Below are 14,889 nucleotides of genomic sequence, written 5' to 3' on the forward strand. Positions count from 1 at the left end.
GATGGACTATTTCGAGACCGAGATATCGCGCTTTATCTGGGAGACCAAGTACCGCTTCCGCGGTGATGGCGAGCCGGTGGGCGACGCCGCGCTCGAGGACAGCTGGCGGCGGCTGGCGCGGGCGCTGGCGCGGGGCGAATCCCGCGAGCGCGGCCGTTGGGCGCTGCGCTTCTTCCGCAACGTGGAGGATTTCCGTTTCCTGCCCGGCGGGCGCATTCTCGCCGGGGCCGGCACGGGCCAGCGTGTCACGCTGTTCAATTGCTTCGTCATGGGCACCATCGAGGATTCGATGGAGGCGATCTTCGAACGCCTGAAGGAATCGGCGCTGACCATGCAGCAGGGCGGCGGTATCGGCTGCGATTTCTCCACGCTGCGCCCCGCCGGCAGCCGCGCGCACCACAGCGGCACCATCGCCTCGGGCCCGGTGTCGTTTATGCGCATCTGGGACGCGATGTGCGCCACGCTGCTGTCCACCGGCAGCCGCCGCGGCGCGATGATGGCCACACTGCGCTGCGACCATCCGGATATCGAGCGCTTTATTGACGCCAAGCGCGACCACCGCGAGTTGCGCCACTTCAATTTATCCGTGCTGGTTAGTGACGACTTTATGGCCGCGGTGGACGCCGATGACGACTGGCCGCTGCTGTTTCCCGAAGCGTTGCTGGAGGGGGAGGGGCACGAGCTGCGCGCGCGCTGCTGGAGTGGCACGGAAACACCGGTGCCCTGCCGGGTGGTGAAACGGCTGCGCGCCCGCGATCTGTGGCGCAAGATCATGCGCGCCACCTACGATTACGCCGAGCCCGGCGTGCTGTTCGTGGACCGCATCAACGCCCACAACAATCTCCACTACCGCGAGCACATCAGCGCCACCAATCCCTGCGGTGAGATACCGCTGCCGCCCTACGGCGCCTGCAACCTGGGCTCGGTCAACCTGATGCGTTTCGTGCAGGCGCCGTTCACCGACCGCGCCGACCTCGACTGGGTGGGGATTGCCGAGTGCACCGCGGTGGGGGTGCGCATGCTCGACAACGTGATCGAGCTGTCGCGCTATCCGCTGCCGGCGCAGAAAAAACAGGCCCGCGGCAGCCGCCGCATGGGTATCGGCATTACCGGCCTGGCGGACGCGCTGATCGCGCTCGACCTGCATTACGACAGCGATGCGGCGCGCACCCTGGCGGCGCGGATCCTGCAGACGGTGCGCGACACCGCCTACCGCACGTCCATCGAGCTGGCGGTGGAGCGGGGGTCCTTTCCGTATTTCGAGCGCGAATCCTACCTGGCCGGCGCCGATGTGCGCGCGCTGCCCGAATCGCTGCGCACCGGCATCGCCGAGAAGGGCATTCGCAACAGCCACCTGATCGCCATCGCCCCCACCGGCACCATCAGCCTGCTGGCCAACGGTGTTTCCAGCGGTGTCGAGCCGGTGTTCGACTTCCGCCATCGGCGGCGGGTCCTGACCCCGCGCGGCGATTACCGCGAGTTTGAGATCGCCGACCCGGTTTACCGACTGTGGTGCGCGCGCGGCGGTGATCCGCAACAGCTGCCGGCGGCATTCGTGTCGGCGCGGCGGCTGTCACCGCGGGCGCACCTGCTGATGCAGGCCGCGCTGCAGCCCTACGTGGATAACGCTATCTCCAAGACCGTGAACGTGCCCGAGGATTTGCCGTTTGCCGATTTCGAATCCCTCTACCGCGAGGCCTTTGCCCTGGGCCTGAAGGGCTGTACCACCTTTCGCCCCAATCCGGTGACCGATGCGATTTTGCGTGGGTCGGATGATTTCCCCGCCAGTCACTGCTGTGACATCGAGCGCGAGGGGGAATAGCAGGGCACCGGCAGGCGGGGAAAGCAGGTGGGAGACAGCAGAGCGGCAACGGCCGACGCAGGTTTACGCTTCTTTACACGATGTGGTGGAACCGCGCTACCCGGGTGGCCTCTAAACAAGCACAACCTAGTTGCTCCTCACCACAACCCCGTAAGTGAGCTTCCCTCGCCCCGAAACCTCCCCAACATCGGGGCATTTTTTTGTCTGGTGAAAAATAGCCTGCGGCTATCCATGCAATTGGGATTTGTTCCCGGCCTTGCCGCCTGAATCGGAATAGAATCACTGCAGTTCGTACCTCGCCACCCGGGTGCAATTTCCCTGTGGAGCGGCGCCGCAGCATCTTACTCTTCAGTAACGGTTGTGAGCTTGAACGAATTTCGGAAGGTTTGGGTGAGAACCCACAGGCGTGCCCGTCCCCCTGGGCGCGTCTGACCAGGTGCCCATCCCCAAGGGCATCTGACCCCTGGCCGGCAGTCCCCATCTGCCGGCTTTTTTTTGCCATCTGTTCGGCGGCGAGGCCAAACTGCCGGCGCTTATTCCGGTTCCAGTGCCAGCCACTGGTTCAGCTGGATCTCCAGCTTGTCCAGGCCGCGCTTCTTGGTGGCCGAGAACAGCTGCACGCTGACGCCTTTGTCCAGTCCCTGTTCCTTCAGTGCCTTTTCCACCGCGAAGCGCACGTTGTTGGCGGGGCCATTTTTCATCTTGTCGGCCTTGGTCAGCAGTATGTGTGCCGGCATCCCCGAGCTGACTGCCCAGGTGAGCATGTGCAGGTCGAATTCCTTCAGCGGCTGGCGGATGTCCATCAGCAATATCAGGCCGCGCAGGCAGTTACGGTTTTCCAGGTAGAACGCCAGGTGCCGCTGCCACTCGTCTTTCATCGAGCGCGCGACCTTGGCGTAGCCGTAGCCCGGCAGGTCCACCAGGCGCTGGTGGTCGCCCACGCTGAAGAAGTTGATCAGCTGGGTGCGCCCGGGGGTCTTGGACGTGCGCGCCAGCTTGGTGTTGTCGGTCAGTGCGTTGATCGCGCTGGATTTGCCGGCGTTGGAGCGGCCGGCGAAGGCCACCTCGGCGCCATTGTCCTCGGGACACTCCGCCAGCGTCGGTGCGCTGATCAGAAATTGAACGGAACGGTAGTTGAGGCGTTCGGTTTTTTTTTCAGACATAGTGGGTTAAACCAGATTCGGTACACTCGAATGGCGCGCAAGTATATAATGTTGCGGTTTATGCGTCGCAGGGGTTGCGACCCGTATGGCCACCGACACGCCGCGGTGGCGACTACCGCCGCGCAGGCGGGTACGGGCTTTGCGGCGGCGCAGAGGTCTTAGAGGTCTGCGAGAAATCGCGCACCAACATGCCACAATTCAGCGCGCAATGGGACGACGTATGAAAAGAATTGTAATAAACACCGCTCTGGCCCTGGGACTGGGCATTGGAGCAGCCTCACTCGCGATGGCCGATGGCGACGCCAAAGCCGGGCAGACCAAGGCCGCAACCTGCGGCGCCTGTCACGGTGCCGACGGCAACAGCGCCGTACCAACCTTCCCGAAACTGGCCGGCCAGGGTGAGAAGTACCTGGTCAAACAGATGATGGACATCAAGAGTGGCGCGCGCCAGGTGCCGCAGATGGTGGGTCAGCTGGACAACGCCACCCCGCAGGACATGCGCGATATCGCCGCCTATTTCCATGCGCAGACCATGCAGCTGAGCGGTTCCAAGCCGCAGAAAGTCAAACTTAACAGTGGCGAGACCGTCGACGGCCTGACCCTGGGGCGCAAGCTCTTCCGCGCCGGCGATGCCGCAATCGGCGTCCCCGCCTGCATGGGCTGCCACTCGCCCACCGGCAAGGGCAACCCGCCCGCCGGCTTCCCGCGTCTGTCCGGCCAGTATGCGGAGTACATCGAGAAGCAGCTGAAAGCGTTTCGCGAGGGCAGCCGCGCCAACGATGGCGATACCCGCGTGATGCGCACCGTGGCCAAGCATCTGTCCGATGCCGAGATCAGCGCGGTGGCCAACTACATCGCCGGCCTGACCGACTGATCCAGCGCTTGCGTATGCAAAAGGCCGGTCTCGAACCGGCCTTTTTTGTGCGCGCGGTTCCGCTATCGATTATCGCGCCGAGCGCTGCCTTGCGCCGGCGGCGGGGAACTTCAATAATCTGCACTGTCTATAGGGAACCTCCTTTCCGTCAACTCGGTTCCCGATACCCGGCCCGCGCGGGCCGTAAAGAATAAGTTGGAGATAATTATGAGAGCCGTTGCCGCCCCGATCACTGTGCTGTTTGCCCTGCTGCTCAGCCTCACCGCCTGCGCCCAGGACAGCGCGCCGGCCAAGTTCAAGCCGGGCATGGACTACCAGGTACTGCCGCAGGCGGTGCCGCAGCGCGACGACAGCAAGATCGAAGTCACCGAGATGTTCTGGTACGGCTGCCCGCATTGCTATCACTTCGAGCCGGAATTCGAACAGTGGGTCAGCAAGCTGCCCGCGGATGTCTCCCTGCTCAAGATCCCCGCCATCTGGCGCCCGGTGATGGACGTGCACGCGCGCCTCTATTACGTCGCCGATGAAATGGGGGTGCTGGACAAGATGCACCGCCCGATCTTCACCGCCATCGCCAAGGAACACCAAATGTTCGCCACCCGCGAAGGCCGCGATTGGAAGCCGGACCTGCCGGCCATTGCCAAGCTGTTCAACGAAAATGGCGCTGACGGTGCCGAGGCCGCCAAGCTGATGGATTCGTTTGCTGTCAGCAGTCGCGTGAAGCAGGGCATGGCCAACCAGCGCGCCTACCATCTGGGCGGCACGCCGGAAATCGTGGTCGCCGGCAAGTACCGCATCAGCACCGCGCTGCCGGGGCTGAAAGGCAAGGCAAACGGCCAGGAGCTGATGCTGCAGGTGGCCGACTACCTGATCTCCAAAGAGCGTATCGAACGCGACAAGCGCAGCTGAGCCGCCGATCGCTTGTAAACCCCGCCCCGCGCGGGGTTTTTTGTGTCCGCACACGACCCTGCTCGAAACCAGAATAAGAAATCGACGACGATGCAATACAACTGGCTTATCTGCGCCGCCCTGTTGTGCCTGCAGCTGTTGACTGCAGCGCCAGCCGCGGCCGAGGAGCAGGAGTCGCTCGCCGCGCAGGCGAGCAACCTGCTGTCCTATATCGCCGCCGACTACGCCGACGCGGTGCGCGACGGTGCGGTGATCGACCAACCCCTCTACCGCCAGCAGCAGCGCAACCTGAATCGCGCGCTGGAGATGATGCACGGGTTGCCGGATCGCCCGGGGCGCGCGGCGTTGGAGAAGAGCGTGCGCGACCTGGATGGCGCCATCGCCGCCAAGCGCAGCGGTGAACAGGTGCGCCGCCGCGCCAATGCGGCCGCCGACCGCCTGGCGCAGCTGTACCAGCTGCAGCGCTCGCCGGCGGAGATGCTGCCCGCCGCCAGTGTCGCCGCGCCGCTGTACCAGAAGCGCTGCGCCGCCTGCCACGGCGCCCGCGGTGAGGGCGCCAGCGGCCCGGCGCTGACCGATTATCGGCGCATGGCCAGCTTCAGCCTCTACGACCTCTACAACATTCTCGACCCCGGCGCCGACACGGTGCACGCGCGGCGACTCGACGCCGACCTCAGCAGTCGCCAGCGCTGGGCCCTGGCGGTCACCGTGGCCAGCCTCGCGGTCACCGGCACCGAGCCGCCGCCGGTGGACGAGGCCCGGCGCTATCCGGCGCTGGTCGGGCTGCCGGGCATGGCCACCGCGCGCCCGGTGGAGCTGTCGCCGGACGCCGCCGCGGCACTGATGTGGTGGCGCGGCCACCCGCAGCGCGTGCGCGCGCTGCAGCATCCGCTGGCGCGCGCCGACGGCCTGCTGCAACTGGCCGAGAGCGCCTACCGCGCCGGCGACAATGCCAGTGCCTACCACCAGATGGTACTGGCCCTGCGCGAGGGCTACCTGCCGCAGCGCGACGCCCTTGCGCAGCGCGACCAGCCGCTGGAGACACAGCTGTCGGCGCGCTGGCAGGCATTGCGCAGCGCCATTCTCGGCGACGCCTCCAACGCCGAGGTCATCGCCGCTTTCCAGCAGCTGCGCAGCGGCCTGGCCCAGGCCCGCACGCGTCTGCAGCCGCCACCTGCCAGCGATTTCCGCGGCTGGGTCACGCTGCTGTTCGCGGTCTCGGTAGTGCTGGGGCTGCTGCTGTGGCTACGCCGGCGCCGGCGCTGAGTAACCGGACTGCTACACTGGAAGCAGTTTGTTGGTTTACGCGCCACCGCACCCGGCGGCGCCGAATCTGCGGGAACTCCCTATGTTGCTGCGCGCTATTCCTACGATTCTGCTGTATACCCTGTTCAGCGCGGCCGGTGCCGTGGCGGCGGAGCTCGATGATTTTCCCGCCGCGCTGGATGGTCACACGCGCCATGTCATCCAGCTGCCCAGGGTGACCGACCAGAGCCGCTACCGGGTGGAGCTGGTGCCGGGCAGGGCGCAACTGGCGGACTGCCGCCTGCTCAGCTATCGCGCCGGGCTGGCGCGGCGCAAGCTCGACGGCGGTGCCCGCTACTATGTGCTCGGTGATCTGCAGCCGGTGCAGGCCGCCGGTGCCTGCGCCGACACCAGTCGCAAGCGCCGCTTCGTGCGCGTGCGCGGTGACGGGTTGCTGGTCCCCTACGACAGCCGCCAGCCGCTGGTGGTCTACCTGCCCCCCGACGTACAACTCAAGTACCGCATCTGGCGCGCCGACAAGTCGCTGCGCGATGCCGATCAGTGACCGCCGGGCGCGGGCCTTCCGTAATATCCCGCGCTGCACCCATCCCCACTGCGGCGCCTGGCGGGCGAATAATTTGATGTCTTCGCTGCCACAGTGGCATTTAGCGTCTAGCCTTTTGATAAGAGGGACGTGAAAAAACGCGCACAGTGCGGTTTTTCATGCCGGCCCGCGGCCGCAGCCGCCGGGACCGGACAGGAAAACCGGCGGCGCCACCGCCGCCATTCGCAGTCACCAGCAGTAGTGGATTTGCGCATGAAGTTTTTGCGTCGGCAGTTGTCCTCCCAAACCCAACCCTCCGTTTCACCTTCTCGCGAGTCCGCGCCACCGCGGCTGCTGCGAGCCGTGTTGTGGCCCATGTGCCAGGCCTACGGTCTGATTCTGATGTTGTTCCTGTTGCTGCCGCTGGCGGCCGCCGCGGCCGAGTCGAGCCAGCGCCAGTGGGCCGGCAACTGGCTGGTGGTCAGCGAGGGTGACGAGCAGCTGGTGTGGCAGCTGCTCCCCGATGGTTCCGGTTTTGCCTATGGCTTCCAGCCAAACGGGCAACTGTCCCATGGCTTCGCGATCAGCTGGAAACTGAAGGGTGATCGCGTGCAGGTGCGCACCGGGGCCTCGGTGCGCTGCAATGGCGGTGTAGTCGCGGTCGCCTTTACCGGCTGGAGCCCGGTGACCCTAAACTTCGCAATAATCGATGGCCGCCACTGGTTGCAGGAAGGCGGTGTCCTGTTGAGCTTCCAGCGCCGCCTGAGCAGCTGGAATACCCCGCGCGCCGGTAAGGAGTGCCCCAATCTGGGCGTTTGACCCGGCTACAGTCGATAGCGATACGGTGTCGGCAGGCAGGACTGATTCTCAGGGAGACAACGTCTCAGGGAAGAGTGGAGCGGACCCGGAGTATAGTGGTGAAGCAGCGACGCTTTATTCTCACCCTGGCCCTGATCCTCACCTGCGGCGCCGCCGCGGCGAATGACCGCGACGGGCGCGACGAGGCCCAGGGCTGGCACGCGCACTCGCGCCTGCAGGCGTCGCAGTGGGTCGGTGACTGGTTGATTTCCCGCGACGGCGAGGCCCGCCACGTGTGGAGCCTGCGCGCCGACGGCACCGGGCGCTCCTACGCCTTCATTGAGCGCGGCGGCAAGATGCATTTCGCCTTCGGCTATGATATCGCCTGGTATTTCGATCCGTTTACGCAAATGGCCAATATCAAGACCGAGCGGCGCATCGTCTGTCGCGATGGCAAGATCTATCCCTATTTCCTCACCCTGAAATCCTACGAAAGCGATTACGCCGTGCGCGGCAAGTATGCCTGGCAGACCACCTGGACCGAAGCCAGTATTGGCCGCAACCACCTGCACAAATCGCTGGTGGTATTCGTCGCGCCGCTGTCGGGATGGCACAATCCGTCACGGGACGAGTCCTGCCCGAGTTTCCCGCAAATGGGACTGGAAAATGATATCAACCGCACGCTGGACCGCTGGGATCGCGAGGCCAAGCGCGAGGCCAAGCGCGAGGCCGATGCCGCGCAGCTGGATACCAGCCCCGCGCCCGGTGAGCCCGATGTCGATGCCGAGACCTTTCCTTCCGGCAGTGGGGCGGCGCCAGACTGAGGGTGGTTGATGCCGCAGCGCGAAGTCGCCCCGGCTGTTCGCGGCGATGGCCGGCACGGCCGGTAAAATGACCGCGGCTTTCGATACTGACAACAGGCGAACACCCTATGAGCGCAGAAGTGCGTCTGGAAAAATTGCTGCAGAACCTGGATCCGCGTCTGCAGGGGGAGACCTGGGTATTCAGTCCCATGCCACCGCACCGGTTGGCGGAACTGGCCGATCAGTGCCTGTGCCTGTTCCGCGAACGCGAGGGCGCCTGTGCCATATTGCCGCGGGTCGCCGCCGAGCGCGCGGGCCTGGAACACAGCGGCGCATTCCGCCAGATCACTCTGCAGGTGCACTCCAGCCTCGATGCCGTCGGCCTCACTGCGGCGGTCGCCGGCGAGCTGGCGCAGACGGGGATCAGCGCGAATGTGGTCGCCGCGCTGCGTCACGACCATATCTTCGTGCCGGAACAGGATGCACAGCGCGCGCTACAAGTTTTGCGCGGACTCGCCAACCGCGCCCAGTACACCTAGCACCTGCGCGCGCCGATGCAGATCGATTATCCGCAGCCGCAACCCCACGGTCAGATACGGCGCCTGCTCCCGGATTTCTTCTGCGTGCCGGGCACGGCCAAACTCGCCCCGGCCACGGTGATCAATCGCAACATGGGCATCGTGCGCTACGGCGATGAACTCACCCTGATCAACCCGGTGCGCCTGCGCCCGGTGCAGGAGGAGCAACTGCAGGATCTGGGTATCATCCGTCACGCAGTACGCCTCGGCTACCACCACGGTTGCGACGACCTCTACTACCGCGACCATTTCAACCTCACCTTCTGGCGCCAGCCCCACAGCGACCTGTACCCGGCGCCGATGCCGGACCAATTGCTGTGCGAGGGCGGCGACTGCCCGGTGCCCGGTGGCCGCTTTATGGAATTTCACCGCGCGCAGTTTCCCGAAGCGGTCCTGTGGCTGCCGTACAACGGCGGTCTGCTGCTCGCCTGCGACGCGCTGCAGTACTGGTCTTCGTGGCACGGCTGCAGCTGGTGCGGTCGCAACCTGCTGCGCCTGGCGGGTTTTCGCCGCGGCCTGCAGGTGGCGCCGAGCTGGCGCGCGCGGGTGACACCGCCGCACGGCGATGTGGCGCACTGGCTGCAGGCCGATTTCGAGCGTCTGCTGACGCTGCCGATCCTGCATTTTATGGCCGCCCACGGCGACTTCTGTGCGGACACCGCCGGCGAGCAGCTCGCCGCAGCGATACGCCACGCCTTCCCGGGGATCCAGCGCGCGGCCTGAAGCCGGTCCCGATGGCGCGCTTGTGGATCGTGGTAAGCTTCCCGTCGTAACAGCAATTGCGGTTGTGTGCCCCGCGGCAACCGCCCACAGAATTCCAAAAAAGACTTGCTTGTCGATGAAAATAAAAACCCTGTTCAGCGCCGTACTGGCGCTCGCGCTGGTGGCCTGCGCCACCGCGTCGCTCGCACCGATTCCCAGTGCCAACAGCGATAACATCCGCAAAACGGTGGAATTCCTCGCCGCCGACAACATGGCCGGGCGCGACACCGGCAGCGCCGAGTACCGCCGCGCGGCGCAATTCGTTGCCGGCAAGTTCCGCGCTATGGGGCTGGAGCCCGCCGGCAGTCACGGCTACTTGCAGGAAGTGCCATTCGTGCGCGCCAGTTGGGGCAAGCGCAAGCCGACCCTGGTGCTGCGCGGCCGCGATGGCGATATCACCTTCCACTTCGGCGAGGACTTTGTCGCTTCGCCGCCCACCGTCAGCGAGGACACCGTCACCACCGCGCCGCTGGTGTTCGTCGGCTACGGTATCGACGCGCCGGACTACGGTATCGACGACTACGCCGGCCTCGATGTCGAGGGCAAAATTGCCGTGGTGCTGGCCGGTCGCCCGCAGCGGCTGCCCAGCGAAGTGGGTGCGCACTACGCCTCCGGGCGCACCAAGCGCGAGACCGCCGCGCGCCACGGCGCCGTCGGCTACATCCTGCTGAATACACCCGAACGGGAAAAGCGCTGGCCGTTCCGGCGCCAGCGCGAGCATTTGCATGACGACAGCTTCGACTGGATCGCCGCCGACGGTGTGCCCGCGGATGCGATTCCGGGTCTGCACCCGGGCGTGATGCTCGATATGCCCGCCGCGCGCCAGCTGTTTATGGGCGCGCCGCGCAGCCTCGATACGGTGTATACCGAGATGGAAAACGGGCTGGTGCCGCGCGGTTTCCCGCTGCCGTACCAGGCCGCGCTGACCAGCGGCGCCGTGCACCAGGAAATCTCCAGCCCCAATGTGGTGGCGGTGTTGCCGGGCATCGACCCGCAACTGAAAAACCAGTACGTAGTGTTCAGTGCACACCTCGATCATATCGGCGTGGGCAAAGGGGAGGGCGACCAGATCAACAACGGCGCCCAGGACAATGCCGCCGGTGTCGCGGTGATGCTGGAAACCGCGCGACTGTTCGCCGAATCCGGTATGCGCCCGCGCCGCTCGCTGCTGTTCGTTGCGGTGACCGGCGAGGAGAAAGGACTGCTCGGCTCCGACTACTTCGCCCAGCATCCGCCGGTGCCGCCGGGTTCGATGGTGGCGGATATCAACCTGGATATGCCGATGCTGCTGTACCCGTTCAAGGACATTATCGCCTTCGGCGCCGAACATTCGACGCTGGGCAAGACCGCCGCGCGCGCGGCTGCGCGCGCCGGCCTCAAGCTGAGCCCGGACCCGATGCCGGAAGAGGTGATCTTCGTGCGCAGCGATCACTATAACTTCGTGCGCCAGGGGATTCCGTCCATCTACCTGATCAGCGGCCGCGAGGCCGCGGACCCGAACGTGAATGGCACCGCGCTGCAGAACCGCTTCCTGCAGCAGCGCTACCACAGCCCGTCCGACGAGGCCGACACACAGATCAACTACGTCGCCGCCAAGCAGTTTACCGAAGTGAACTATGCGATTGCCCGCGACGTGGCCGACGCGAAGCGCAAGCCGCACTGGTACAAGGGTGACTTCTTCGGCGATCTGTTCAGTCCGCCCGCGGACAAAAAAGCCCACTAGGGTTTTCTGCGCACCACCACCGCGGTGCGCAGCTTTTCCCTGCCGAACAGCGACATGGCCGCGAAGTCGTCCCGTGCGATCGGCAGATACTGACTGTCGAGCGGGTTGTCTTCGTCGTCGCTGTCCGGATCGTGCACGTACAGACAGGCCTCGTCGATACCGGTCAGCGCCACCCAGTGTGGCACCTTCTTGCCGTCGAGGCGGTAGGTGCTGATCAGCAGTAGCGCCAGCGCGCCCTCACCGAGCCAGCGCTGCAGATCCGCCTGGGTAAATTCCCGCTCGATCACCGGCAATCCGCGCACGCGCGCCGCTGCACGGAAGTCCGCATCCACCTGTTGCACCACCGCTTTTTTCCCGGCACTGCGTACGCCGTCGACGAACAGCGGCGTGTCCCGGTTCAGGTACACGGAGCAATCGAAACCGCGCGCCGCCATCGCCAGCGCCAGGCCGATCGGGTGGCAGCCGCCGTGGCCGGAGGTCATGAAAATGGTGGTGGCCTCGCGCCACAGTGCCAGCTCCTCGCTGACGGACGGCTGGTAATCGCGCTGCAGCGCTGCCATCGCCATCATCGCTGCCGCCGGACCACAGGTGAATTCGGTGGTCTGGCCATACCAGGGCACGGCCAGCTGCTGCAGGTTTTCCGAGCGGTAGCGGATGCGTTTCTGCATGCGCAGCGCATTGCCGGCGTTCTCGTAATAATTGGAGTAGCTGCCGAAGGTGCGGTAGCCGAGCTGCTGATAGAGAGCAATGGCGCTGCGGTTATCCTCCGCCACTTCCAAACGCATATACAGGCGGCGGCTGTGGCTGCCGGCCTCTTCCGCCGCCAGCAGCAGCGCGCGGCCGATGCCCTGGCCGCGCCCGGCCGGGCCCACCGCCAGCGAATAGAGCCGCGCCAGCCGCGTGCCGCGGCGCAGCAGCACCAGTACATAGCCGAGCAACAGGTCATTGCGCTCGGCCACCAGGAACACGCGGTTGTCCGCCGCCACCCAGTGGCGCAAGCGCCGCCGGCTGAGGCGGTCACCGGCGAAACAGGCCTGCTCCAGCGCGTGCAGCGCGGGCACGTCGGCGGCTTCGACGGGGCGAATGGTGAAGGTCGGCGGGGATTCAGACGGCATGGTGGCGTCCGCCGGAGGCGGCTGTGAACACCGCGAAGTTGCGGCCCGGCAACAGTAGCAAAACCATGGGAAAATGCAGCAAAAAAAGCCGCACAAAAAGATAGGAGAAGTGCGGGTTTTCTTCTATCTTTCGCGCTGTTGACCCACCCCTTTTTGAGGCGCCTTTGTTCATGTCCCAGGTGCTAATTGTGATCGACCAGCCCAGCGACTGGGCGCCCTACTACCCCAGTGAGCGCGTGATCACCTTTGCCGACTATCTGCAGTTGCCCGCCCGCCCGCAGCGCGTGCGCATCATCAACCTGTGTGCCGATTACGACTACCGCGCGGAGGGCTACTACTGCTCGCTGCTGGCGGAGGCGCGCAGCCACCATGTGCTGCCCAGTGTGCGCACGCTCAACGACCTGTCGGTGCCGCAACTATACAAACTCCAGCTGGCGCCGCTGATGCCGGCGCTGAACAAGCTGCAGCCGCCGGAGGTGCCGGGTGCGCGGCGGGTGATCAAATCTTTCTTCGGCCACTGCGCCGAGCCGGCGCTGCAGCCGCTCGCGCGGCTGCTGTTCGACCGCTTCGCCTGCCCGATCCTGGAGATCTCCCTCGCCTGTGATGAGAGCTGGGAGATCGTCGACCTGCACGTCTGCTCCCACCGCGAGCTGGGCGAGGCGGAGGAGACCCTGTTCGCCGAGGCGCTGGACGCGTTCAGCAACCAGGTGTGGCGCCCGCGCACTAAGAGCGCCAACACGCGCTACGACCTTGCCATCCTCGCCAACCCGGACGAGGCGCTGCCGCCGTCCGATGCCGCCGCGCTGAAGAAATTTGTCAGCGCCGGGCGCGAGCTGGGTTTCGCCGTGGAGATGATCGGCCCCGCGGACTACATGCGCCTGCCGGAATTCGATGCGCTGTTTATCCGCGAGACCACCGCCATCGACCACCACACCTATCGTTTTGCCAAGAAAGCCGAGGCCGAGGGCCTGGTGGTGCTGGACGACCCGACCAGCATCCTGCGCTGCACCAACAAGATCTATCTCGCCGACCTGTTCGCCACCCACAAGGTGCCGGCACCGAAGACCCGTATCCTGCATCGCGGTGACGAGGCCGGCGTGCGGCGCGCGCTGGTCGAGCTGGGCCTGCCGATGGTGATCAAGATCCCCGACGGTTCCTTTTCGCGCGGTGTGGTCAAGGTGCATAGTGAGGCGGAATTGCGGGACAAACTGGGAGAGCTGTTTGCCGAGTCGAGTCTGCTGCTTGCGCAGGAATTTCTGTATACGGAATTCGACTGGCGCATCGGTGTGCTCAACAACAAGCCGCTGTACGCCTGCCGCTACTATATGGCCAAGAACCACTGGCAGATCTACAACCACGGCACCAAGAAAAACAATAGCGGCAGTTCCGCTACCCTGCCGACCTTCGAGGTGCCGCGTGCGGTGCTGCAAGCCGCTTTAAAGGCCACGCGGCCGATCGGGAACGGCTTTTACGGTGTCGACGTAAAAGAGTCTGCCGGCAAAGGCTTTGTAATCGAAGTCAATGACAATCCCTCGATCGACAGCGGCGTGGAAGACAAGTATCTCGGTCGCGAGCTTTACCGTTTGATCCTGCAGGAATTTGTCCGGCGACTGGATGCGCGCAGGGCGGGGACGTGAGTCCTGGCGCTGCCGCTGCCAGCCGGGAGAGGGCGAACACAAGGTGCGCTCCACCGAGAGGCGGTCTAGTGTCTAGTTAAAGCAGTGCCCGAAAGTGCCGCAGGTTTTGCAGTAGATTTTAACGATAAAGTGAAATCTGCAGGAGCGAACCTTGTCTTCGCCGGCTCAGCGACTACTCGTGGATATTTGGCGCAAAGCAACGTGGGTTGGAATAGCAACGTCCAAACCCGACGGTAAATTTCGCACAAAATATCAACCGGTATCTTTTCCGCTCGCCGTAGCAGCGGGTAATTTACCCGCGCGTTGCCCTCGCGCCAAAGGAATCACATCGATACTGTGATATTCTCCCGCGTCCGGCTGTGGATAGGCCGGCAATGACAAGAAAGTTATATATTAGGAAGATTCATGATCAAGAAATTTACATTGGGGGTTGTGGCCGCGGGTGTATTGCTGGCTTCTGGTTGCGCGAGCATTCTGAGTGACAGCACTTATCCGGTGACCATTAACAGCACACCGACCGGGGCGAACTATACCATTACCAACGAAGCGGGCCTGGATGTACAAAGCGGCGTGACCCCGGATACCGTCACCCTGTCTGCTTCCGACGGCTTCTTCTCCTCCGCCAGCTATACCGTGAAATACCAGATGGCCGGTTACAACGAGAAAAGCTTTCAGCTGAAAGCGGGTATTGATGGCTGGTATCTCGGCAACATTCTGCTTGGCGGTGTGCTCGGCATGCTGATCGTGGATCCGGCCACTGGCGCCATGTGGAAACTGCCGAACTCCGCCAGTGCTTCCCTGCAGCCGATGACCGCATCGACTGCACTGAACAGCCTGACGATCGCTTCCATCGATCAGGTACCGGAAGAGCTGAAATCACAGCTGGTGCCGGTCAAGTAATTCCGTTTGCCGGAAT

Annotated in this window: 15 protein-coding genes; 12 read left to right on the forward strand and 3 right to left on the reverse strand. The window is 64.5% G+C overall.

Features of this window, described 5'->3' with window-relative positions; translation table 11 throughout:
- The first annotated feature begins 1 nt into the window (after position 1).
- Entirely contained in the window at positions 2–1,822 is a 1,821-nt protein-coding gene (locus ABDK11_RS00390; protein WP_346840221.1) for an adenosylcobalamin-dependent ribonucleoside-diphosphate reductase, read from the forward strand.
- 533 nt (positions 1,823–2,355) lie between these two features.
- On the opposite strand, the gene yihA is transcribed toward ABDK11_RS00390, so the two are convergent.
- Complete coding sequence (gene yihA, locus ABDK11_RS00395; RefSeq protein ID WP_346838343.1) at positions 2,356–2,985, reverse strand: ribosome biogenesis GTP-binding protein YihA/YsxC; 630 nt, start codon at positions 2,983–2,985, stop codon at positions 2,356–2,358.
- 220 nt (positions 2,986–3,205) lie between these two features.
- Here yihA and ABDK11_RS00400 point away from each other — a divergent pair, with 220 nt between their 5' ends.
- The 9 genes from ABDK11_RS00400 to ABDK11_RS00440 all read left to right on the forward strand — a co-directional run bounded on the left by ABDK11_RS00400 (position 3,206) and on the right by ABDK11_RS00440 (position 11,221).
- A complete protein-coding gene (locus ABDK11_RS00400) occupies positions 3,206–3,859 on the forward strand; it encodes a c-type cytochrome (protein ID WP_346838344.1) in 654 nt (217 codons plus the stop codon).
- A gap of 207 nt (positions 3,860–4,066) precedes the next feature.
- Complete coding sequence (locus ABDK11_RS00405) at positions 4,067–4,768, forward strand: thiol:disulfide interchange protein DsbA/DsbL (protein WP_346838345.1); 702 nt, start codon at positions 4,067–4,069, stop codon at positions 4,766–4,768.
- Between the two features lie 90 nt (positions 4,769–4,858).
- Positions 4,859–6,034, forward strand: a complete 1,176-nt coding sequence (locus ABDK11_RS00410; protein WP_346838346.1) for a cytochrome c — start codon at positions 4,859–4,861, stop codon at positions 6,032–6,034.
- Positions 6,035–6,116: 82 nt separating this feature from the next.
- Complete coding sequence (locus ABDK11_RS00415; RefSeq protein WP_346838347.1) at positions 6,117–6,578, forward strand: ecotin family protein; 462 nt, start codon at positions 6,117–6,119, stop codon at positions 6,576–6,578.
- 342 nt (positions 6,579–6,920) lie between these two features.
- Positions 6,921–7,376 carry a hypothetical protein gene (locus ABDK11_RS00420; protein WP_346838348.1) on the forward strand — a complete coding sequence of 152 codons (456 nt, stop codon included), beginning with the start codon at positions 6,921–6,923 and terminating at the stop codon, positions 7,374–7,376.
- A 98-nt stretch (positions 7,377–7,474) separates the two neighbouring features.
- Positions 7,475–8,179 carry a hypothetical protein gene (locus ABDK11_RS00425; protein ID WP_346838349.1) on the forward strand — a complete coding sequence of 235 codons (705 nt, stop codon included), beginning with the start codon at positions 7,475–7,477 and terminating at the stop codon, positions 8,177–8,179.
- A gap of 107 nt (positions 8,180–8,286) precedes the next feature.
- A complete protein-coding gene (locus ABDK11_RS00430) occupies positions 8,287–8,697 on the forward strand; it encodes an ACT domain-containing protein (protein ID WP_346838350.1) in 411 nt (136 codons plus the stop codon).
- A gap of 15 nt (positions 8,698–8,712) precedes the next feature.
- On the forward strand, positions 8,713–9,459 hold the full coding sequence (locus ABDK11_RS00435) for a hypothetical protein (RefSeq protein WP_346838351.1): 747 nt from the start codon (positions 8,713–8,715) through the stop codon (positions 9,457–9,459).
- A 115-nt stretch (positions 9,460–9,574) separates the two neighbouring features.
- On the forward strand, positions 9,575–11,221 hold the full coding sequence (locus ABDK11_RS00440) for a M28 family metallopeptidase (RefSeq protein WP_346838352.1): 1,647 nt from the start codon (positions 9,575–9,577) through the stop codon (positions 11,219–11,221).
- Here ABDK11_RS00440 and ABDK11_RS00445 read toward each other — a convergent pair.
- On the reverse strand, positions 11,218–12,336 hold the full coding sequence (locus ABDK11_RS00445) for a GNAT family N-acetyltransferase/peptidase C39 family protein (protein ID WP_346838353.1): 1,119 nt from the start codon (positions 12,334–12,336) through the stop codon (positions 11,218–11,220). The two genes, ABDK11_RS00440 and ABDK11_RS00445, sit on opposite strands and share 4 nt — an antisense overlap.
- On the reverse strand, positions 12,326–12,508 hold the full coding sequence (locus tag ABDK11_RS00450) for a hypothetical protein (protein ID WP_346838354.1): 183 nt from the start codon (positions 12,506–12,508) through the stop codon (positions 12,326–12,328). The genes ABDK11_RS00445 and ABDK11_RS00450 overlap by 11 nt, the downstream gene beginning before the upstream one ends.
- Between ABDK11_RS00450 and ABDK11_RS00455 the strand changes: the two genes are divergently transcribed.
- The gene (locus tag ABDK11_RS00455) at positions 12,507–13,973 is read left to right on the forward strand and encodes a RimK family protein (RefSeq protein ID WP_346838355.1); all 1,467 of its coding nucleotides are present in this window, start codon (positions 12,507–12,509) and stop codon (positions 13,971–13,973) included. The two genes, ABDK11_RS00450 and ABDK11_RS00455, sit on opposite strands and share 2 nt — an antisense overlap.
- 405 nt (positions 13,974–14,378) lie before the next feature.
- Positions 14,379–14,873 (forward strand): hypothetical protein, encoded by a 495-nt coding sequence (locus ABDK11_RS00460; RefSeq protein ID WP_346838356.1) that lies wholly within the window; start codon positions 14,379–14,381, stop codon positions 14,871–14,873.
- Positions 14,874–14,889: the final 16 nt, after the last annotated feature.

The sequence above is a fragment of the Microbulbifer sp. SAOS-129_SWC genome (assembly GCF_039696035.1).
Lineage (GTDB): Bacteria > Pseudomonadota > Gammaproteobacteria > Pseudomonadales > Cellvibrionaceae > Microbulbifer.

Coding starts and splice junctions, on each gene's coding strand:
- yihA (WP_346838343.1), bottom strand. CDS start 2,985: ATGTCTGAAAAAAAAACCGAACGCCTCAACTACCGTTCCGTTCAATTT.
- ABDK11_RS00405 (WP_346838345.1), top strand. CDS start 4,067: ATGAGAGCCGTTGCCGCCCCGATCACTGTGCTGTTTGCCCTGCTGCTC.
- ABDK11_RS00415 (WP_346838347.1), top strand. CDS start 6,117: ATGTTGCTGCGCGCTATTCCTACGATTCTGCTGTATACCCTGTTCAGC.
- ABDK11_RS00400 (WP_346838344.1), top strand. CDS start 3,206: ATGAAAAGAATTGTAATAAACACCGCTCTGGCCCTGGGACTGGGCATT.
- ABDK11_RS00435 (WP_346838351.1), top strand. CDS start 8,713: ATGCAGATCGATTATCCGCAGCCGCAACCCCACGGTCAGATACGGCGC.
- ABDK11_RS00455 (WP_346838355.1), top strand. CDS start 12,507: ATGTCCCAGGTGCTAATTGTGATCGACCAGCCCAGCGACTGGGCGCCC.
- ABDK11_RS00440 (WP_346838352.1), top strand. CDS start 9,575: ATGAAAATAAAAACCCTGTTCAGCGCCGTACTGGCGCTCGCGCTGGTG.
- ABDK11_RS00445 (WP_346838353.1), bottom strand. CDS start 12,336: ATGCCGTCTGAATCCCCGCCGACCTTCACCATTCGCCCCGTCGAAGCC.
- ABDK11_RS00390 (WP_346840221.1), top strand. CDS start 2: ATGGACTATTTCGAGACCGAGATATCGCGCTTTATCTGGGAGACCAAG.
- ABDK11_RS00430 (WP_346838350.1), top strand. CDS start 8,287: ATGAGCGCAGAAGTGCGTCTGGAAAAATTGCTGCAGAACCTGGATCCG.
- ABDK11_RS00450 (WP_346838354.1), bottom strand. CDS start 12,508: ATGAACAAAGGCGCCTCAAAAAGGGGTGGGTCAACAGCGCGAAAGATA.
- ABDK11_RS00460 (WP_346838356.1), top strand. CDS start 14,379: ATGATCAAGAAATTTACATTGGGGGTTGTGGCCGCGGGTGTATTGCTG.
- ABDK11_RS00410 (WP_346838346.1), top strand. CDS start 4,859: ATGCAATACAACTGGCTTATCTGCGCCGCCCTGTTGTGCCTGCAGCTG.